Origin of the sequence: Halanaerobium kushneri (genome assembly GCF_900156285.1) — a bacterium.
Classification (GTDB): Bacteria; Bacillota; Halanaerobiia; order Halanaerobiales; family Halanaerobiaceae; genus Halanaerobium; species Halanaerobium kushneri.
In genome coordinates this window covers 152,733-174,230 of record NZ_FTNC01000004.1, presented here as the reverse complement: position 1 = coordinate 174,230, position 21,498 = coordinate 152,733, and the positions used below count along the sequence as shown (strand labels likewise).

At 38.4% G+C, this 21,498-nt stretch carries 21 protein-coding genes; all 21 read right to left on the bottom strand.

From position 1 onward, the window contains the following. Positions 1-29: 29 nt before the first annotated feature. On the bottom strand, positions 30-908 hold the full coding sequence (prmC, locus tag BW929_RS04430) for a peptide chain release factor N(5)-glutamine methyltransferase (RefSeq protein WP_076544176.1): 879 nt from the start codon (positions 906-908) through the stop codon (positions 30-32). Between the two features lies 1 nt (position 909). Beyond that, complete coding sequence (gene prfA, locus BW929_RS04425; RefSeq protein ID WP_076544175.1) at positions 910-1,992, bottom strand: peptide chain release factor 1; 1,083 nt, start codon at positions 1,990-1,992, stop codon at positions 910-912. A gap of 38 nt (positions 1,993-2,030) precedes the next feature. Continuing rightward, the gene (locus BW929_RS04420) at positions 2,031-2,609 is read right to left on the bottom strand and encodes a thymidine kinase (protein WP_076544174.1); all 579 of its coding nucleotides are present in this window, start codon (positions 2,607-2,609) and stop codon (positions 2,031-2,033) included. 151 nt (positions 2,610-2,760) lie between these two features. Further along, positions 2,761-2,988 carry a 50S ribosomal protein L31 gene (rpmE, locus tag BW929_RS04415; protein ID WP_076544173.1) on the bottom strand — a complete coding sequence of 76 codons (228 nt, stop codon included), beginning with the start codon at positions 2,986-2,988 and terminating at the stop codon, positions 2,761-2,763. 153 nt (positions 2,989-3,141) lie between these two features. After that, positions 3,142-4,401: a transcription termination factor Rho gene (rho, locus tag BW929_RS04410; RefSeq protein WP_076544172.1), complete on the bottom strand. Its 1,260-nt coding sequence runs from the start codon at positions 4,399-4,401 to the stop codon at positions 3,142-3,144. A 486-nt stretch (positions 4,402-4,887) separates the two neighbouring features. Next, positions 4,888-5,907 carry a sodium:calcium antiporter gene (locus tag BW929_RS04405; protein ID WP_076544171.1) on the bottom strand — a complete coding sequence of 340 codons (1,020 nt, stop codon included), beginning with the start codon at positions 5,905-5,907 and terminating at the stop codon, positions 4,888-4,890. Positions 5,908-6,025: 118 nt separating this feature from the next. After that, on the bottom strand, positions 6,026-6,883 hold the full coding sequence (locus tag BW929_RS04400; RefSeq protein WP_076544170.1) for a class II fructose-1,6-bisphosphate aldolase: 858 nt from the start codon (positions 6,881-6,883) through the stop codon (positions 6,026-6,028). 39 nt (positions 6,884-6,922) lie between these two features. Beyond that, on the bottom strand, positions 6,923-7,555 hold the full coding sequence (locus tag BW929_RS04395) for a hypothetical protein (protein ID WP_076544169.1): 633 nt from the start codon (positions 7,553-7,555) through the stop codon (positions 6,923-6,925). Positions 7,556-7,674: 119 nt separating this feature from the next. Beyond that, complete coding sequence (locus BW929_RS04390) at positions 7,675-8,448, bottom strand: enoyl-CoA hydratase/isomerase family protein (protein WP_076544168.1); 774 nt, start codon at positions 8,446-8,448, stop codon at positions 7,675-7,677. A 12-nt stretch (positions 8,449-8,460) separates the two neighbouring features. Next, positions 8,461-10,080: a CTP synthase gene (locus BW929_RS04385; RefSeq protein WP_143414009.1), complete on the bottom strand. Its 1,620-nt coding sequence runs from the start codon at positions 10,078-10,080 to the stop codon at positions 8,461-8,463. Positions 10,081-10,201: 121 nt separating this feature from the next. After that, positions 10,202-11,863 carry an arginine--tRNA ligase gene (gene argS / locus BW929_RS04380; RefSeq protein WP_076544167.1) on the bottom strand — a complete coding sequence of 554 codons (1,662 nt, stop codon included), beginning with the start codon at positions 11,861-11,863 and terminating at the stop codon, positions 10,202-10,204. Between the two features lie 13 nt (positions 11,864-11,876). Continuing rightward, entirely contained in the window at positions 11,877-12,317 is a 441-nt protein-coding gene (locus BW929_RS04375; RefSeq protein WP_076544166.1) for a YwiB family protein, read from the bottom strand. 74 nt (positions 12,318-12,391) lie between these two features. Beyond that, on the bottom strand, positions 12,392-12,799 hold the full coding sequence (locus BW929_RS04370) for a hypothetical protein (RefSeq protein WP_076544165.1): 408 nt from the start codon (positions 12,797-12,799) through the stop codon (positions 12,392-12,394). A gap of 142 nt (positions 12,800-12,941) precedes the next feature. Further along, complete coding sequence (trxA, locus tag BW929_RS04365) at positions 12,942-13,262, bottom strand: thioredoxin (RefSeq protein WP_076544164.1); 321 nt, start codon at positions 13,260-13,262, stop codon at positions 12,942-12,944. Between the two features lie 100 nt (positions 13,263-13,362). Then, positions 13,363-14,022 carry a protein disulfide oxidoreductase gene (gene pdo / locus BW929_RS04360; RefSeq protein WP_076544163.1) on the bottom strand — a complete coding sequence of 220 codons (660 nt, stop codon included), beginning with the start codon at positions 14,020-14,022 and terminating at the stop codon, positions 13,363-13,365. Between the two features lie 200 nt (positions 14,023-14,222). Beyond that, positions 14,223-15,623, bottom strand: coding sequence for an aminopeptidase (locus BW929_RS04355; protein ID WP_076544162.1), 1,401 nt, complete (start codon positions 15,621-15,623; stop codon positions 14,223-14,225). Positions 15,624-15,725: 102 nt separating this feature from the next. Next, positions 15,726-17,495 carry a sensor histidine kinase gene (locus BW929_RS04350; protein WP_076544161.1) on the bottom strand — a complete coding sequence of 590 codons (1,770 nt, stop codon included), beginning with the start codon at positions 17,493-17,495 and terminating at the stop codon, positions 15,726-15,728. Beyond that, entirely contained in the window at positions 17,467-18,159 is a 693-nt protein-coding gene (locus BW929_RS04345) for a response regulator transcription factor (RefSeq protein ID WP_076544160.1), read from the bottom strand. Before BW929_RS04345 ends, BW929_RS04350 begins: the two co-directional genes overlap by 29 nt. 129 nt (positions 18,160-18,288) lie before the next feature. Then, positions 18,289-19,038: a SurA N-terminal domain-containing protein gene (locus BW929_RS04340; protein ID WP_076544159.1), complete on the bottom strand. Its 750-nt coding sequence runs from the start codon at positions 19,036-19,038 to the stop codon at positions 18,289-18,291. Positions 19,039-19,170: 132 nt separating this feature from the next. Continuing rightward, entirely contained in the window at positions 19,171-20,370 is a 1,200-nt protein-coding gene (gene aroC, locus BW929_RS04335; RefSeq protein ID WP_076544158.1) for a chorismate synthase, read from the bottom strand. 74 nt (positions 20,371-20,444) lie between these two features. Beyond that, entirely contained in the window at positions 20,445-21,497 is a 1,053-nt protein-coding gene (aroF, locus tag BW929_RS04330; protein ID WP_076544157.1) for a 3-deoxy-7-phosphoheptulonate synthase, read from the bottom strand. Between the last annotated feature and the right edge of the window lies 1 nt (position 21,498).

Sequence of the window (21,498 nt, the reverse complement as noted above, 5' to 3'; positions counted from 1 at the left end):
CCGACTTAAAATAGCTCTAAAACTTAAATTTAATTAGTTTTACTTTCAGCTCTTTTTTCTAAAACTGCCGTTACAATTCTATCATTATTAGAATAATCTTGCTTAACTTCTATATCTGTCCAGTTATCTCCAAAAAGACTGCTTACTGACTCAGCCTGCCGATAACCGATTTCTAAAAACAATCTACCGCCCTTTTTAAGAACTTTTTCAGCTTCCGGAATCAAACGTCGATAGTATTCCAGGCCATTTTCTCCTGCCTTAAGAGCAGTCTCCGGTTCTTTTTTTACCTCGGGAGACAGTTCTTCCATCTCAGTTTCGGAAATATAAGGGGGGTTAGAAACAATAATATCAATTTCCTTAATTCCCCTTTTAATAAATTCAGCCAGCAGATCACTTTTTAAAATACTCATCCGCTCGGCTAACTCATGTTTTTCCATATTCTGACGGGCAATCTTTAAAGCCTGAAGAGAAAGATCAACTCCCACCACCTTAGCGTTCTCAAGATAGTGAGCCAGGCTAACTGCAATCGCGCCACTGCCGGTCCCCACATCAATAATCTGAGGACTCTCCAGTTCCGCCTTACGACAGTATTCAATAACTGCCTCCACTAAATTTTCGGTATCAGGACGGGGTATTAATACCCCTTCTGCTACTTTAAATTCTAATGACATAAATTCCTTTTTTTCAATTATATAGGCAACAGGCATTCTCTGAGCCCTTTTTTTGATCATCTCTCGATAGCTGTCAATTTCAGAACTTTTTAGAGGATAATCATATTTTACATAAAGATTAATTCTTTCCATATCCAAAAGATCAGCCATCAGCACCTCAGCATCCAGGCGAGAACTTTCAATTCCTCTTTCAGCCAGAAACTGGTCACTGCGATTAAGAAGTTCTTTAATATTCATTTTAGATCTTCTCCAATCTCTTGATATTATCCTCCTCAATTAGGGGCTCGATTACCTGATCTAAATCTCCATCAAGGATTTTATCCAGCTGATGCACAGTCAGATTAATCCGGTGGTCACTAACTCTTCCCTGAGGAAAGTTGTAAGTCCTAATTTTTTCGCTGCGGTCACCTGTACCAACCTGAGACTTACGAGCTTCTGCTCTCTCCTGCTGTTTTTCCTGCTCCTTTTTCTCCTGCAGGCGGGCGCGTAAAATACGCATCGCTTTAGCTTTGTTTTTATGCTGTGATTTCTCATCCTGGCAGGAAACTGTCAGACCGGTTGGCTCATGAGTAATTCTAATCGCAGAGTCAGTTGTATTAACACTCTGACCACCAGGACCACTGGAACGGAAGGTATCAATAGTCAGGTCATTGGTATTGATCTCAACATCGACTTCTTCTGCTTCCGGCAGCACAGCTACAGTTGCAGTAGAAGTATGGATCCGGCCGCTGGATTCAGTTGAAGGTACCCGCTGAACACGGTGAACTCCACTTTCATATTTTAGATATTTAAAGATATCTGTCCCTTCAATGGTAAAAATAATTTCTTTAAATCCACCTGTCCCGGATTCATTGGCACTCATAACTTCTACTTTCCAACCTCTACCTTCTGCATAACGGGTATACATTCTGTAAAGATCAGCAGCAAAAAGTGCGGCTTCATCTCCACCGGCACCGGCCCTAATTTCTACAATAACATTTTTTTCATCATTGGGGTCATCAGGCAGCAGCATAATTGGAAGCCTTTCTTCCAATTTTTCTTTTTTGGGTTTCAGTTCTGCAATTTCTTCTTCAAAAAGTGCCTGCATTTCTGGATCATCATCAAGCTCCATCATTTCTTCAGCTTCTTCAATTCCCTCTTTTGCTTCTTTATATTCTTTATATTTATCGACTATCTTTTTTAGTTTTGCATGTTTTTTTAACAGCTTCTGATATTTATCACTGTCATTAATTACTTCTGGATCACTGAGCTTGGAATTCAGCTTTTTATAATTAGCTACCAGTTTATCCAGTTTTTCTTCTAAATCATTAATATCAAACATTTATCATTCACCTCATATTATCTTAAAAATTAACAGGCTTATTCGCCTTTAATCGCATGACAGCTCCTGCAGCGGGCCTCATAAACCTCGGAAGCACCGACCAGAATCACCGGATCATCGGCTGCTGCCGGTTCACCATCAATTAAACGCTGAGTTCTACTTGCTGGTTCACCACACTGAATACAGATAGCATGCAGTTTATCAACATATTCGGCTCTTGCCATTAGTTCCGGCATCGGGCCAAATGGTTCATTGCGAAAATCTCTGTCCAGACCGGCCAATATTACTCTGATCCCTCTATCCGCCAGGTCTTCACAAATCTCCACTAAATCTTCATGAAAAAATTGAGCTTCATCAATACCAACAACATCAACTGTATTATCAATCCGCTCTAAAATTTCTTCTGGATGATCAACCGGAACTGCTTCTATACTGTTTCCACTGTGAGAAACAACATCTTTTTTACTGTAACGATTATCTAAAACTGGTTTAAAAACTTTTACCTTCTGCCTGGCAATTTTCACCCTCCGCAGCCTGCGGATTAACTCTTCACTTTTACCACAGTACATTGGACCTGTAATTACTTCCAGCCAGCCACTTTTTGTGATTTTATACAATTACTCCACCTCATCATTAGTTTGCTGTTCAGATTTTAAATCAAAAATGAAATTAAAATTTTCTCTTACAAGCGCCAGATTATGAAAATTTTTCTAAAAAAAAAGCAGAGCAATTAAGCCCTGCAGCAGAAAAAAGGATTTCTGTTCCGTTCTACTCAGAATCTTCTTCTGAGCTTTCGTCTGAAATCCCATATTTTTTATTAAATCTTTCGACACGACCACCTTTTTTGGCTTTACGCTGTTTTCCTGTATAGAATGGATGACAGCTAGAACAAACTTCTACCCTGATATCTTCTTTAGTTGACTTAGTTTTATAAACCTCGCCGCAGGCACAGGTTATTGTGGTTTCTTTTACGTCCGGGTGGATTCCTTCACGCATCTATATCACCTCTCTTGCATACATAATTATTGTTACACCGATTATTTTATGTCTTAAAAATCGGGCTGAAGACATAAATCTTCACGCTAAGATTTATTATAACACAGGCCTTTTAGTGTTGCAAGGAAAAAGCTAGAGATTTTCAAGCCTGTTTTAGTTCTTAAAGACCTTGTCCAGCATATCCAGCAGTTCCTCATTATCCTTAGTATTTTTTAGCTGTTTTAAAAAAGTACTCATCAGCTCATAATCTGTCATATCCTGAGTCTGCTGACGGAGTTTCCAGATAATTTCCAGTTCCTTCTCTCCCAAAAGCATCTCTTCTTTTCTGGTTCCAGAACGATTGATATCAATTGCCGGGAAGAGTCTTCGCTCTGCCAGTCGGCGGCTTAAGTGCAGTTCCATATTACCTGTACCCTTAAACTCCTCATAAATTACATCATCCATACGGCTGCCTGTATCCACTAGAGAAGTAGCAATAATTGTCAAACTGCCACCTTCTTCGATATTTCGGGCAGCTCCAAAAAACCGTTTGGGGAAATGCATAGCTGTTGGGTCAAGTCCACCTGAGAGAGTTCTGCCGCTGGGAGGGATGGTCACATTGGCTGCTCTGGCAAGTCGGGTAATACTATCTAAAAGAATGACTACATCATTTTTGTGTTCAACCAGCCGCTTGGCTTTTTCCAGCACCAGCTCAGCTACCTGAATATGTTCCTCGGGTGGCTCATCAAAAGTAGAGGCAATTACTTCCGCATCAACCGAACGCCTCATATCTGTAACCTCTTCCGGCCGTTCATCAATTAAAAGAATCATCATCTTGCTTTCCGGATAATTATAACGAATACTATTAGCTACCTTTTTTAAAAGCACAGTCTTACCGGCTTTAGGTGGAGAAACTAAAAGCCCCCGCTGCCCTTTCCCAATCGGAGCAATCAAATCAATCATCCGGGACGAAATTTCATTTTTATGATATTCAAGCTTATACCGTTCCTCCGGATAAAGAGGAGTTAAATCTTCAAAATGCGAACGCTCCCTTGCTTTTTCCGGATCCTGATAATTAACCGCCTCGATTCTTAAGATTGCAAAATATTTTTCGTTATCCTTGGGTTCTCTGACCTGACCGGAAACTACATCTCCAGTTCTTAAGTCAAATCTCCTGATCTGAGAAGCGGAGATATAGATATCATCACTGGAGGGGATATATTTAGAAGGTCTTAAAAATCCATATCCTTCACTCTGAATAATCTCCAGCACACCCTCAGCAAAAATATTCCCTCCTTTTTCTGTTCCCTTCTTCAAAATAGCAAAGATCAAATCTTTTTTCCGCATCTGCGAATAACCGCTGACTCCCATTTCCTTTGCTATCTCATGTAATTCTGTAATAGTTTTTCGTTCTAACTCACTGATGTTAAGCACATCAAGTCCACCTTTCTTTATTTTCCCTGTTTTATTTAAAAATAATTTATCTGAATAAATCTGTATGTATATTCTATTAAACTAGATGACTTAGTATTTTTAGTTATTTAAGCTTGATGAGTAACTAGGATAAATGAGGTCAAACAACAGGAGGTTGTTTGTTAATCCTGCCGCAGGAGGCAGCAATAGATTAAGCAGCTTCATTTATCTCAGTAATTAATTTCAAATTTTGAATGATATTTATATTTTTGACTCTAAACTCCTGTCGAGCTGACTTAGTAAATTGCTTAGAAAAAGTTTATGAATAGCAAAGTTAAAACTGACCGAAGAACACGATGTTCTGAGCTGACCGCGGCACAGGAGGTGCCGATCGGGAAGGTAGTCATTTTTAACTTTAATAAGAATTCTACTTTTTCTTGTAATTTAATTTGGAATAAGGCAAGAGTTTAGAGGCAAAATATTTAAGTCAATAACAAAAATTTGAAATTAAATTACGTTTAGTCCGAGCTGAAATAGCAGATAAACTCCTACAAAATATACTATTGCAGCCGCAATCGAGTCCCAGCCCATCCACATAAACGAGCGGCGAGATCGATAAAATAAACCGATTAAAATTATAGTTGCCATCACAATACCTACAGTTGCAGTTAAAATATGTACTATGCGGGCATCTTCTAATAAAACTCCCTGACGATAAAAAACATCGGCAAAGAAAATAACTGTCATATTGAAGATATTGCTGCCAAAGACATTTCCTACTGCCATGTTATAGGCACCAATTTTAACAGCCGAAATAGTTGCAACCAGTTCCGGTAATGAAGTAGCAGCAGCCACCATAATTGAACCAATAAAACTCTGATCGATTCCAGTCAGCATAGATATCTGATCAGCAGTAATCGTTAAACGATAGCCACTAAAAACAATTACAACTGCACAAAGAGCAAAACCCAGCAGAGCCTTATTTAAAGTATAGTCTGGATTTGGATCTTCCTCTTTTTTTGGATCATCTGGATCAAGAGGATTTTTCTTATCATAACGATAAATCATGCGTACACTTATAATATAAGTGAGCAGCAAGATAATACTATCTACACCAACACCAAAAATACTTAAATTAAAATTCATAAAATTAGATAAGATAAGACTGAAGACGACCAGTGCTGAAAGCAAAACACCTACCAGACCGGAAAGAATGTGACTGTAGTTAACTCGAAGTAGTAGTGGACCCTTGCCCTGTAGAAGATCAGCAAAGGCTAAGATGACAAGATTAAAAGTATTGCTGCCAAAAGCGTTACCAACTGCAATATCTGGTGCCCCTACAATAGCTGAACTGATACTGGTCACCAGTTCCGGCAACGAAGTTGCCATTGCAATTAAAATACCACCGATAAAAGCCTGACCGAGTCCACTTTTATCAGCAATTATATCTCCAAACCTTGATAAATAAGTTCCTGAAATAATAATAAATATTGCCATTAAAATAAATTCTAACCAGAGCTGTGTCAACTAAATCCTCCTTTTGAAAAAGAATAAAACACCGGGTACCTGTAAAATATCTCCATCAACTTAAAATTCAATAAGCTTTTATAGAAATATTTTACAGATACCCGGTAGTAATTACTATTTACCAGGCCTGACCATTACTGCCCAGAATTCTAATTTTCTCTTTTACTTTTTCTGCAATTGCATCTCTACCAGGTCCACAGTATTTACGTGGATCATATAATTCTGGCTTTTCAGCAAAAATTTCTTTGACTCTAGCAGTAAATGACTGCTGGAAATCAGTATTTACGTTAACCTTGTTTACACCAAGACTTACAGCCTTCTCTAAATCTGCTGCCGAAACACCAGAAGCTCCATGAAGAACTACAGGCATATCAATTAGCTTTTTAATAGTTTCTAATCTGCCAAAATCTAACTCAGGATCACCTTTATAAACACCGTGAGCAGTTCCGATTGCAATTGCAAGCGCATCTACTCCAGTAGCTTCTATAAATTCTTTTGCCTGGTCAGGATCAGTATACATTGCATCTTTTTCGTCAACTGTATGGTCATCTTCTGTACCACCAATTGTACCCAATTCTGCTTCAACACTTACCCCAACATTATGCGCTGCCTCTACAACCTTTTTGGTTAAGGCAATGTTTTCTTCAAAAGGCTTTTTAGAAGCATCAATCATTACAGAAGAAAATCCTGCTCTGATACACTTCATAACACTCTCAAAATCACTACCATGATCAAGGTGTAAAGCCACAGGAATATCAGTCTTATCTGTAGCAGCCTCAACCATCTTAATTACATAATCCATACCAATATAGCGAATTGCACCTTCACTTGCCTGTAAAATAACAGGAGAATTAAGTTCTTCTGCTCCCATCATAATTCCCTGCAGGAATTCCATATTGTTAATATTAAATCCACCCACTGCATAAGTTTTCTTGTGTGCATCCTGTAAAATATCTGCCATTGGAACTAAGTTCATAATTAATATCCTCCTTATTAAATATTAATCCAGGGTCTTTTAAAAATTATTTGATTTTCCCTGAATAGAATGCAGCTGCACGCTGTTTAACTGTCTTAAATTTTTTAAATCTTCTTTATCGACAGCAGCTATATTTAAACGCGAGCCGCAGTTGTTACAAATTAGTTGAATTCTGTCAGAAAATAATTCTATATTTATATCATCACTGCCGCATTCACAGCTTAAAGCCTCTTCCACGGCAATATCATGAATAATGTCAAGTGCCTGCAGCATGACCTCAGGATTCTTAAAATCATCAAAACCAAGCTCGGCTGCCATTAATTCGAGATCCTGCTTCTCTTTTTTTATCTCCTCGTTAACCAGAGCCGGGGGACCAAAAAACCCCGGATTAAGACCTGTGTCTCTGCAGGAAAGAGGCTGAAGATGGTTTGAACGCCAGAAATCCTGAGCGCTAACTAACACCTTATGAGCTTTGTCACAGTGCAAACAGAAATAATTAATCTGCAGCTGAGAATTTTCCTTTCTCATCAACGCTGCTTTTTCTGCTCCACAGCTGCAGCTTAGTTGTTTAAGTTCACCAGCCGGCAGCTCAAAAATATTGACCTTCTCCTTTTCCAGACGCCCACAGGCAGGACAGCTTAAAGCAATTGTTGTCGAAAGATTGATTAACATTATTTATCCCGGCCTGTAAACTTGAGGCCAGGTCTTCACCTCCTTAACCTAATTATTCTTCATTGATTATGAAAATCCTTTTTTGAATCTCAAAAATTAGGTTAAGCGGCCATTTGACTTTAACTATCCTCTTTAACAATCCGCCTGATCTCTCTAATTCTAACTTTATGTTCCTCAGTTTTAAAACACTGAGCAAATGCTTCACTTTCGTATTCATAACCGGCCTGAGAAGGCTCCTGACATTTTTTGTTTACAGCCTTTTTAATCATTTTGACAGCCTGAGTTGAACGATCCGTTATCTCAAGGGCTAATTCTCTTGCCTCCGAAAGCAAACTGCGGGGTGTAACCACTTTATTAATCAGCCCCAGCTCATAGGCTAATGCTGCATCAATAATATCACCTGTATATAATAACTCTTTTGCTTCTGCTTCTCCTATCAGCCGCGGCAGCCGCTGAGTGCCTCCAAAGGCTGGAATAATTCCCAGCTTAACTTCCGGCTGCCCAAATCTAGACCGGGTCGAGGCAAGGCGAAGATCACAGGCCAGTGTTATTTCCATACCACCACCAAGGGCATAACCATCAATTGCTGCAATTACAACCGGAGCACTTTCTTCGATTAAATTACAGAGCTGCTGGCCCTTTTGCGACAATTTTTTGGCCTGTTTATAATCTAATTTTTCCAGATAATCTATATCACCGCCAACAGAAAAAGCTCTGCTGCCTTCTGAAGTTAAAATAACAGCTGCTGCCTCGTCAGCTTCAAACAATTCTACCAGTATTTGTTGCAGCTGATCCAGCAGTTCTTCATTATAAGCATTTAAAACCTGAGGCCGATTAATGCTGACAGTTGCTATCGGAGAATTAAAATCACACTTTACTAAATCTCCTGCCATATTAGCTCCCCCTTATTTTTTGCTATTTTTCTGTTCCATTGCTGCTCTGATAAAACTGACAAATAAAGGATGTGGTCTATTTGGACGTGATTTAAATTCAGGATGGAACTGAACTCCTACAAACCAGGGGTGTTCAGGCACCTCAACTATCTCGACCAGTCTTTCGTCAGGTGATAATCCACTCAAAACCATTCCCGCCGCTTCGATATCTTCTCGATAGTGGTTATTAAACTCATAACGGTGGCGGTGGCGCTCATAGATTACTTCTTCCTGATAAGCCATCCGGCTAATACTTTCTTCTTTTAGTTTACAGGGATAAAGCCCCAGACGCATGGTCCCACCCATATCTTCTACATCATGCTGGTCTGGCATCAGAGCAATTACTGGTTCTTTTTCCTGCTCATCAAACTCACTACTGTTTGCCTCTTTAAGATTAAGCTCATTACGGGCATATTCTATTACAGCACACTGCATACCGAGGCAGATTCCAAAATAAGGAACCTTGTTTTTGCGAGCATATTCTACCGCCTTCAGCTTACCTTCAATTCCCCGATCTCCAAAACCACCCGGGACCAGAATACCATCTAAATCAGCCAGGTTCTTTTCGGCCTGGTTTAGAGTCTCTAAGTCTTCAGCATAGATATACTCTATCTCAACTTCACAGTTGTTGGCAATCCCGGCATGGGTAAATGATTCTGCTATACTGATATATGCATCCGGAAGTTCAACATATTTACCAACTATTCCAATCTTAACTGTATGGTCACGATCCTTAATTTTATCTACCAGCTCAATCCAATTTTTAAGATCAGCTTTTTTGACCTGATCTTTCAGTTTCAGTTTTTTAATCACATTTTCAGCCATTCCCTCTTCTTCCAGCATCAAGGGTACTTCGTAAATATGTTCTGCATCAACAAGCTGAATAACATCCTCTTTTTCCACATTACCAAAAAGAGAAATTTTGTCCTTAACTTCCTGGGTTAACTCTCTCTCAGAACGACAGACAACAATATCAGGCTGGATACCAATACTGCGCATTTCTTTAATACTGTGCTGAGTTGGCTTGGTTTTTAGCTCACCCGCCGCCTTAAGATAAGGAACCAGAGTACAGTGAAGATAAAGGATATTGTCCCGTCCCAGATCATTTTTCAGCTGTCTAATCGCCTCTAAAAAAGGTAAACTCTCAATATCACCAACCGTACCACCAATCTCAGTCAATACAACATCAGCATTAGTTTCTCTACCAACTCTGGTAATTCGATCTTTAATCTCATCTGTAATATGCGGAATAACCTGTACTGTTGCTCCCAGATAATCTCCTCGACGTTCTTTTTGAATTACAGAACCATAAATTTTACCGGTAGTTACATTATTACTCTGACTTAAATTGGCATCAATAAAGCGTTCATAATGGCCTAAATCCAGATCAGTTTCGGCCCCATCATCAGTCACAAAAACTTCTCCGTGCTGATAGGGACTCATTGTTCCTGGATCATAATTAATATAAGGATCGAATTTCTGAATACTGATTTTAAGACCTCTACTTTTAAGCAGACGGCCCAGGGAAGCTGCAGTTATCCCCTTCCCAAGAGCAGAAACCACTCCTCCGGTTACGAAAATATACTTGGTCATTTTTGCTATCTCCTCCACTTTTAATCTTGAAATTAATTATAAGTATTTATGTAAAGAGAAGATTCACCATCAAATTTTAGTAAATCTTCTCTATTTTAAAACCTGACTATTTAAATTATAACTACATCTGCTCCGGAGCACTAATGCCCAGCAGAGTTAAAACATTTTTTAAGACCTGGCGGGCTGCATTAACCAGATAAAGTCTCGCCTGGGCCAGTTCGCTGCTGTCTGTATTTACCCGACAATTATTATAGAATGAATGGAAAGCTGTTGCAAGATCATATGCATAAGTTGTAAGGTGATGCGGCTGTCTTGATTCTGCACTTAATTTGATTTCTTCCGGCAGTTTAGCCAGCATCTTCATTAAGTCAATCTCAGCTTCATGTGTTAATAGATCCAGATTATCAGCAGCTGCTTCCAGTTCAGAATTGGCAATAATACTGTGGATTCTTGCATGAGCATACTGAACATAATAAACCGGATTATTGCTTGATTCTTCTTTAGCAAGCTCCAGATCAAAATCAAGATGGCTGTCAGTGCTGCGCATTACATAATAGTAACGAGCTGCATCTCTTCCAACTTCCTGGTTTACCTCACTCATAGTTACAAAGCTGCCGGCTCTTTTGGACATTGGCATTTTCTTGCCATTCCGGAGCAGAGTTACCATCTGCACTACAATAACCTCGAGCGTATCTCTGTCATAACCGAAGGCTTCAATTACTGCTTTCATCCTTGGAATATAACCGTGGTGATCGGCACCCCAGACATTAATTAATTTATCAAAGCCGCGCTCCAGCTTATCTAAATGATAGGCCATATCTGCTGCCAGATAAGTAGGTGAACCATCTGATTTGATAATTACTCGATCCTTATCATCTCCAAAATCAGTAGATTTAAACCAGAGAGCATCTTCCTTTTCGAAAATATAACCTTTATCCCGCAGAAGGTCTATTGCATGCTCAATCTGTTCAGGATGCAGTGTGCGCTCACTAAACCAGTTATCAAATTCAATTCCGAATTCTTCCAGATCAGATTTTATATTTTTAAGCATTTCCTGATAGGCATACTCACGACAAATTTCAATTCTTGCTGTTTCATCTTTTTCCATCAACTCAGCACCATAATCATCATATAAATCCTGAGCAATTTCTTTAACATAATCACCGGCATATACATCTTCCGGCATTTCAATTTCTTCTCCCAGCAGCTCCCGGTATCTTAAAAGAGTTGACTGACCCAGAATATCCATCTGGTTTCCAGCATCATTAATATAATATTCTCTTTCTACATCGAAACCCGCAGCTTCCATAATTGAAGCAGTTACATCTCCAACAACTGCTCCCCGGCTGTGTCCAACGTGGAGTGGTCCGGTTGGATTGGCAGAAACAAACTCCACCTGCACTCTCTTCCCTTTGCCGGCATCAATTTTACCATAATCATCTGCTCTTCTGGTAATAATCTTTAAGTTATTCCAGAGCCAGGCATTGTTTAGTTTAAAGTTAATAAAACCCGGACCGGCTATACTTATGTCTTCTACTATTTCACTTTCAAAATTATCAACAATAATCTCAGCAATCCTGCGGGGGTTCATCCCTGCCCTGCCGGCTAAAACCATTGCCAGATTGGTAGCATAATCCCCGTGGCCTTTTTCGCGCGGTACTTCTATTGAGACCTCAGGTACCTTCTCTAAATCTAAATCTCCATCAAAAATTGCTTTTTTTACACTTTCGACCAGAAAGCTGATAAGTTCAGCTTCCACAGCGGCCTGTAAATTTTTCTGCAAAACAATAAACCTCCTATGAATTTTCCTTTATAATTTTATAATTTATTTTTAAATGGTGTTCAGCATTTAATTCTCCACCCAGAAAAACCTGATAGTTAATTCTAATCAGGCCCGCATTATCGCTGATTTCCATTTCCAATCTTTTTGTTTTAACTGCCATCTTGATCTCACCATAGGCAGTCTTAAAATAACCCTCCTGCTTTTTACCAGTTACAAAATCCTGCTTCATAGCAGCAGGTTCCTGGCGCAGGAGTAAAACTCGTTCCCGTTCAGGATCAATTTTAATAATAGTCTGCGAACCATCAAGACCTTCAGCATCATCCTGATAGCTTAAATAAAGTTTTTGATTTTTGCTATAAAATTCACCCTGATACCGATTGTTGATCTGCTGTTTTTCCTGATCATCAATAATCTGCTGTACATTTTCTAACTTAATAGAACAATTTTTACTCATACTCTGTTAATTCACTCCAGAATTTTATAATTTGAAAAAACCACAGCCCAAATTTTAACTGCGGTTTTTAAATTCTATATTTTAATATTTTTACCAAATTCTACTGCTGACTGGTGGTTCTTAATTGCCTTAAAATTCTTAACTATACAGCCCTGTGATTCAAGAGCAGCCATTACCTTCTTTAAAGCCTTATTGGTTGCAAAAAAACGAGGTTTAACATAGGCGACAGCATCTTTTCCGACAGTACGTTTGGCTTTAGAAAGAAATGAACTTAATGATTCATCTATCTTCCCTCTAAAAATCCCCCTGGTTGGACTGCCTGCCAGAATTAAATCGTAGGGATAAAAGGAGACTCCATTTCCCACATCTTTTGTATTTTTTATGTCAACTCTAAACCCCTGTGATTCTGCCCCTTCTTTTATACCCTCTGCTATATCCTTAAGATCAGCATCAGGTGTATGTATTATTAATAAACGCTGCACTGATAACCCTCCTTTTTTAATCAATCTTAATTTTATCATAAAACTTAAAACTTTTACAGGGTTATTAGCAAGAAAAATATAAAAAAGCTCCCTTTCTATAATAATATAAAAAGGGAGGCTTATAAATCAAGCAAAAATTTTATTATTTTAAGCCAAGTTTTTTAGCCAGTTTATCTTTAGGCATATAACCTACCAGCTTATCTTTAACCTTACCGTCTTCCATTACCAGCATAGTTGGAATACTCATAATTCCATATCTGGAAGCAGTAGACTGATTTTCGTCAACATTTAATTTAGCAACCTTAATCTGATCACTGTATTCTCTGGCGATATCCTCTACAACGGGTGCTACCATTCTACATGGTCCACACCATTCTGCCCAAAAATCAACTAAAACTTTTTTGTCAGCTCTTAAAACTTCACGACTGAAGTTCCCATCTGTTACTTTTACCGGTTTACTCATTTTTGAATTTCCTCCTGTTGTGTTAATAAAATTTTTTTACAGCCGGTACAAAACCCCTTTTGCACCAGCTGCAAGTAAACAAAAATACAAAGTCTTTATCTTAGCTGGCTGCTACAGCTAAATCCTGAACTTTTTTCAGAATTGTTTTCGCTGGCACAGCACCAACCTGCTCATCTGCACCGGAGTTAATCACTGTTTTTGGTACTCCTGATACATTAAAGCTGGAAGATAGCTCTTCAAATTCCATTGCTTCTACCATTTCTCCTCTAACTCTGGGGTTAAGCATTGCCATTTGATGAGCAACTCTAACCGCACGTGGACAATAAGGACAGGTAGGAGTAATAAATACCTGCAGCAGTACGTCAGAATCAAGTTCCTGAATTTCTTTTTTGATATCTTCAGATAGATCAATTCTTTCTTTATCAGACATATCCAAAATATCTTCAATTAAAGAAGTAAACTCATAACCTGAAGGAATTCCATAAAAATGAACTCCGCTGTCCTGACCCTCATTATTTAAGAAAATAATTGCAGGTGCTCTATCAATGCCTAGTTCTTCAGCCTTTTCGCTGCCAAGTAAATGTTTTTCAAAATTTACTCTTTCATCTAAAGCTGTAACTTCTGCCAGAATTTCTTCTGTATCTTCACAGTACTGACAGCCTTCCTCCTGAGAAAAGAAAAGTAAATTTACTTCGTCTTTTAAATTTTTAGAGAACAGTTCTTTAATTTTGTTTTTTTCTTCCTGATCAATCTTTGCCATTATATATCACTCCCTGGTATTATTAATTTTTAACTTTAATTATGGCCTAGAAATTTTAATTTCATTTTGACTTACAACATCTATTATATACGATATAATTTTAATTAAAGTTAAGCAATTAACATTTTCCTAAATTAAATTTCAAAACACAGAAGAAGCATCAGCGGCCTCTCCTGTGTTAAAATCAAAATTTAAACAATTTATTTTTCTAAAAACACATTATAAGCTAAATAGGAATGATAAACATCAGCCTTACTAACTACCTCATAGGGAGAATGCATGGAAAGCACAGCCGGTCCACAGTCAACTACATCCATATTATAATTGGCCAAAAATTGGGCAATGGTTCCACCACCACCTTCATCAATTTTGCCGAGCTCTGCTGTCTGCCAGATAACACCAGCATTATTAAAGAGACCTCTAACTTCTCCCATGAATTCTGCACTGGCCTCAGAAGCTCCAGCTTTTCCACGGGCTCCAGTATACTTTGAAATAACAATCCCTTTACCCAGATAAGCCGAATTATGTTTGGCATAGACTTCAGCAAAGTCAGGATCATAGGCTGCATTTACATCTGCAGATAAAACCTTCGAATTCTGCATAACCTTACGCACCATTAATTCGCTGTAATCATTATAGTAAAGATCTACCAGATTGGCCACCTGATCTTCAAAAAAGTGAGACTGCATACCGGTTGAACCCATACTGCCGACTTCCTCCCGGTCCATCAGTAAAACTACCGAAGTATATTCAGGATCTTTTACATCCAGAATAGCTTCTAAAGCTGTATAACTGCAGACTCGATCATCATGTCCATAACCAGCCAGCAGACCTCTATCAAAACCTGCATCTCTGGTCTTAAACGCTGGAACCACCTGCAGATCAGCACTGATAAAGTCCTCTTCCTTAAAATCATATTCGGATTTTAAATGATTTAAAACAGCTTCTTTAATTTTTTCTTTTGCATCTTCATCAGCAACCGGGATGCTTCCAATAACAACATTTAACTGCTCACCACTGATACCCTCACTCATTGATTTTTTCATCTGACTTTTACCCAGATGTGGCAGAACATCACTGATAAAGAAAACAGGGTCATCTTCTTTTTCACCAATACTTATTTCTATCTGAGTTCCGTCATCTTTAACAACTACCCCGTGCAGAGCTAGCGGCATAGTTACCCACTGATATTTTTTAACTCCACCATAATAGTGAGTCTTAAACATTGCCATTTCTCCATCTTCGTAAAGTGGGTTTGGCTTTAAATCAAGCCTTGGAGAATCAATATGGCTGCCGACAATTTTCAGACCTTCTTTCAAATCTTTTTCCCCAATTACAGCTGCCATTAAAGCCCGGGAGCGATTCTCTACATAAACTTTATCTCCCTTTTTTAGACTTTTAAACTGATTAATATTTTTAAAACCGGCCGCTTCCAGTTCAGCAATTGCTGCAGAAGCAAATTCCCTTTCGGTTTTGTTTTCACTTAAAAATTTTGCATAAGCTTCATTAAAGGCAAAAACTTCTTCTCTCTCTTCTTCACCCATTTCTGACCAGGCATTTTTGGCCTGATATGCATTTTCATTCTTTTTTTCTTCACTCATCTATAATGCCTCCTTAAGAAATTTTATTCTTTTTAATTATATCAGCAAAACTATCAAATTGTAAGTAATTCTTTTACATTAAGCCGATAAACTTCCAGCAGCTTAAAAATTATTATTTTTAGGAAGCTGAAAGGCAAATTCTGAACCTGAATCTAGATTTTTTTGATAAACCCTGCCCCCATGCAGTTCTATAATATCTTTAACAATCGCCAGACCCAGACCACTACCTCTTATCTGACTCTGAAAACCCTTTTGATTAACTTTATAAAATCTTTCCCAGATATTTTTTCTTTCTTCCTCGGGTACTCCGGGTCCCTGATCCCGCACTATAAATTTTACCGACAAATCTGTTTCAGCTAATTTGATAACAATTTTGCCAGCAGTCGGCGAATATTTTACTGCATTATCCAGCAAATTAATTATTACCCTTTTGATCTTGTCAGCATCAGCATTAATTTCGATACCTGCTTCAATCTGAAAATCAATTTCCTGTTGCACTTCATTGACTTTTTGATAATCCTGAAGCATATTAAAAACAAATTTAGAGAAATTTATTTCTGTCCGTCTGAGTATATCAGTTTTTAACTCCGAAATACTCAGAATCTTATTTACCATAGTTTCCAGCCTATTGCTTTCTTCTATAATCATATTTAAATATTTTTCTTTGGCCTTTTTTCTACTAACTGCACCATCGTAAACAATCTCGGCAGCTCCTCTAATTGAGGAAAGTGGGGTTCTCAACTCATGAGAAACATTGGCCACAAAGTCACTCTGGAGTTTTTCAAAACGCCACCTCTCTGAAATATCCTGAAAAATAATGACAGTCCCCCAGAATTTGCTATCTCTAAAAATTGCTGTACTGTGCAGCAGCAGATATTTTTCAGCTTCTGGCAGCTTAATTTCGAGACTTCTGCTTTCCTTTTTTTGCATACTCGTTTCTATAAACTCAATTACCTGCCGGTTATTTAGCAGTTCCGAAATTTCCTGCTGATTATTCAGTTCAGCAGCAGGAGGAGCAATAAAAAGGTCTGCAAATGATTGATTTAGTAAAATTATTTCCCGATCGGAATTTAGAGCCAGCACCCCCTCTTCCATCCCGGAGAGAATATAGTTTAGTTTATTTCTTTCTTCTTTTAAATTGTTCATATTTTGGGCCAGAGTTTTTGACATATCGTTGATACTCTCTGCCAGATTTTTCAATTCTTTAGTGTTTTGCGAAGTATTTATTTCCAAAAAATTACCCCGGCTGATTTCTTCAGCAGTTTTACTAATATTTTTGAGAGGATTGGAAATACTTCTGGCCCAGAAATAGGCAAGCAGCAGCGCAGGAAGCGCTGAAAAAAGAGCCAAATAGAGCATAATTTTTTGAATCTGGTCCACTGTTGAATTAATCCCCTGGACAGAAGTAAAAAAGAGCAGACCATACTTTTCTCCAGCAACTTCCATGGCAGCAGCGTTTAAAAGCATTGGCCGTTCAAATTGAGCTGAATCTACCCGGCTGGAAAGCAATTTGTTATTAAAAATCTGATTATAACCTTCAAAGTCGACCCGCTCATCTATCCTGCCGGGATAACTGTAAATTATATTTCCTTTACTATCTGTTAACCAGATCTGACCCCTATTTTGGCGAGCGGTGAGACTAAGTATTTTATTTATCTCTTCTTCCTCGCCGGTAATCAAGAGTTGTTTTAAATCTGTTTTTAACTGATTCAAATTATATAAAACTTCATTTTCACGCCGGTTATAAAGAAAATCTTCTAAATAAAAGATAATAATCAGGCCAAAGACAACTATGATAATCAGCGAAAGAACTATAAATCTAAAAAACAATTTGCTAAATAGACTATTTGTCTTCCAGTTTTTCGGCTTCAAATTTATATCCTACCCCCCAGACTGTCTCAATTGCTGCTGCAGCATCACCCAGTTTTTTTCGCAGTGATTTGATATGAGTATCTACAGTTCGGGCATCTCCAAAATAATCATAACCCCAGACAGCCTTTAGCAGATTTTCCCGTCTAAAAACTTTTTTTGGATTCTGAGCCAGGTGCCAGAGCAGAGAAAATTCTTTCGGTGTTAGTTCAATAAAATCTCCCTGATATTTGATATAATGTTCTTCTTTGTTAATTAAAAGATCACCAAATTGAAGCTGTCCGGGTTTTTCTGTATTTTTTTGATATCTTCTTAAAACAGCCTTAATCCGGGCCACAACCTCCCGCGGGCTAAATGGTTTGCTGATATAATCATCTGCTCCCAGTTCAAGTCCAGTTATCTTATCTGCAGCTTCATCTTTGGCACTGAGAAAAATAATTGGTAGATCAAATTCCGGTCTAATCCGCTGACAGAACTCCCAACCATTCTCATCGGGCAGCATAATATCCAGAATTAAAATATCAACTGACTGTTTTTTTAAAATCCGGTATCCTTTTTCAGTATCTTCAGCTGCTATAACACTAAAACCTTCAAATTTAATATAATCTTCGAGTATCTCTCTAATATGTGGATCATCATCAATTATCAGAACCTTTTTGCCGCTCATACTGCCACTTCCTTATTCTGTAATTTTAGCTTTAAAGTTTATCAACTCACACTAATTATAACATAAAGAAAAAAGCCCTGCTTTTAGGCAGGACTTAATCTAGATAATCTTTATCTAAGGAAGTTTTAACTAAATATTCTTTTCAATTTTGGCATCTTCTCTCAGTTTAGCTAAATACTGATTGATTGCCTTACTCTGCTTCTGCTGTTTGAGCATCTTTTTTAAACGAGGCTTTAATTCTTTAAAAGAAGTATCCTTTCCATTCTGTGCCAGGGCTTCTTTATTTTTATCATAAGCCTGCTGCAGTTCTTTTTCGCTAACTTTAATATCAGCCAGCACTTTTTCCTCAATTAATTTATTTATCTTAATCTGAGGATTATTAGTAAATTCTTTTTTATAGGCAGCCTCATTTTTATAACCCTGCTGTTTAAGAATAGACAGGAACTGTTTTTCGTCCATTTGATTCTTTTTTAAGATAGCTGATTTCTGCTGCTGATAAATTTTGTCTTTTTCTGCCTGTGTCAGATTAATGTCCGATTCTTCTGCTGCCTGTTCCAGCAGTACATTATCAATTAAACTATCTAACTTAGCCTGCTGTAGTTTCTTTAATACAGAATTACCTGCTTCAGAACTCGCTAAAATCTGTGCCAGCTGCTGATCAACCTGACTTACCTGCTGTAAAATCTGATTAACTTTTGCCTGCTTTGCCAGCTGCTGAGAAGTAATCTTTTCTCCATTTACAGTAGCCACAACTTTATTAGCATTAAGATTCTTACTTAGAGAAGGATCAGCGGGTTCTCCATTCATCTGCTGAGCCATAACAGCTGTTGGAACCATCAGAACAGTTATCAATAAAAGTGAAACTAAAATTTTCTTCATTAAATATAAGCACTCCCTTTAAAATTACTATTAACCTAACCATAAAAATAATTTGATTAAGTATTTTTTATTTATCTGTTAATAGTATAAGTCAGAAATGTGATGAAAATGTGAGAGAAAGATTAGAACTATTTAAAACTTTCTCAGCTGTTCAAGATAACTGTCATAATTGCGTTTGATTTCCTGCATACTGTCTCCACCAAATTTTTCGGCTGTACTACTGGCCAGCACAGAAGCAGTAACCGCTTCTCCAACTATACTTGCCGCTGGTACAGCACAGACATCAGAACGCTCTTTGGCTGCTGTAGTTTCTTTTTTGGAAATTATATCAGCAGAGTGCAGGGGTTTTGCCAGAGTAGGGATTGGCTTCATCGCCAGTCGAATAATTAACTCTTCCCCATTGCTGATTCCACCTTCAATTCCACCTGCCTGATTTGACTTTCGATAAAAACCCCGGTCAAGATTATAAAAGATTTCATCATGAGCCTTGGAACCCGGAAGTCCAGCCCCCTTAAAGCCAGCTCCAATTTCCACACCTTTAATTGCCTGAATTCCCATCAACTGAGCTGCCAGCTTACTTTCCAGCTTTAAATCCCAGTGAACATGGCTGCCCAATCCAACCGGGAGGCCGGTAACAACAATTTCGAATACTCCTCCAACTGAATCCCCATTGGCTCGCCAGGAATCAATTAAATGCTTCATGGCCTCAGTTCTAGCAGTATCTCCACAGCGAAGTTCTGTTTTATCAAGTTCGTCAAAATATTCCTTAATATCAGACTCCCGTTTAAAACGTTCGGGATCTTTTGCTTTAATATCTGTCCAGGTCTCACTTTTTAAGTTGCCAATCTGGATTACATGACTGTAAATATTGATATCAAACTGATTTAAAAACTGTCGGGCTACTGCTCCAACCGCAGTTCGAGCTGCAGTTTCGCGAGCACTGGCTCTTTCCAGTACATTGCGCAGATCCCGATGATTATATTTTAAGGCTCCCGGCAGATCAGCATGCCCCGGTCGAGGATTAGTCAGGGCTTCCATATCTGCCTCAGCTTCTTTATCAGGTGCCATTACTTCCACCCAGTTTTGCCAGTCCTTATTTTCAATAGTCATACTGAGCGGGGTACCGAGAGTCTCTTTATGCCGCAGACCCGAATTGATTATTACCTGATCACTTTCTATTTTCATCCGACCACCACGACCATAACCCTGCTGTCTTCTAAATAATTGCTCATTTACTGCTTCAACTTCTACTTTAAGACCCGCAGGCAGACTTTTAATTATTGCTGTTAATCTTGGCCCGTGGGATTCGCCAGCCGTTAAATATTCAAACAAAATTTTCCCTCCTTTTAGAAATTCCTGATAACACCAACTGCTAAATATTTACCACCAAAAATTAGCAGTAAATTTTATTCATAGGCAATTTTCTTTTCTCTTGATCGAAATGATTTAAGAGAATTAGTTATTGCACTTAACTCATCCATCAGCAGTCTAAAGTTGTCAGGTTTTAAAGACTGGGGACCATCCGAAAGCGCATTCTCCGGGTGGGGATGGACTTCAACCATAATTCCATCTGCACCAACTGCAGCAGCTGCTCTGGCAACCGGGATCACCAGTTCCCAGCGTCCAGTACCATGACTGGGATCTGCTATAACCGGCAGATGACTTAACTGCTGAACTAAGGGTATCGAACTTAAATCCATAGTGTTTCTGGTTTCTTCACCAAAAGTTCTGACACCTCTTTCACATAAAATAACCTGATGATTTCCTTCATTCATTACATACTCAGCAGCCAGCAGCCATTCCTTAATTGTTGCTGCCATACCTCGCTTAAGCATTACAGGTTTATCAAGTTTGCCAATTTCTTTTAAAAGGGCATAATTCTGCATGTTTCGGGCCCCTATCTGAATAATATCTGTATATTTGCAGACCACATCTATATGCTCAATATCCATCAATTCTGTAATAACTTTGAGGCCTGTTTCTTCTCTGGCCTTTGCTAAGAGTTTAAGACCTTCTTCTCCCAGACCCTGAAAAGAATAGGGGGATGTTCTTGGTTTAAAAGCTCCTCCGCGCAGTATCTTGGCACCTGCTTCTTTAACTACTCGAGCTGTCTCCAGCATCTGCTCCTCATTTTCTACCGAACAGGGACCTGCCATTACTGTTAGTTCATTTCCACCTACCTTAACTCCATCACCAAGATCAATCACCGTTTTATCCTGCTTAAAATTCCAGCTGGTAAGTTTATAGGGATCGGAAATTACTACTACTTTATCCACACAGCTCATAACCTGCAGCTTCTCTTTTAAATTTACTTTTTTTTCCGGTGCTACTCCTACTACTCCAACAATTGTAGTTTCAGCTCCTGTGTCCGGATGGGCAGAAAAACCAGCTTCTTCAATTAACTCAATTACTTTCTTTTCATCAGCCTTTGTTGCTCCTCGCTTTAATACAGCTATCATA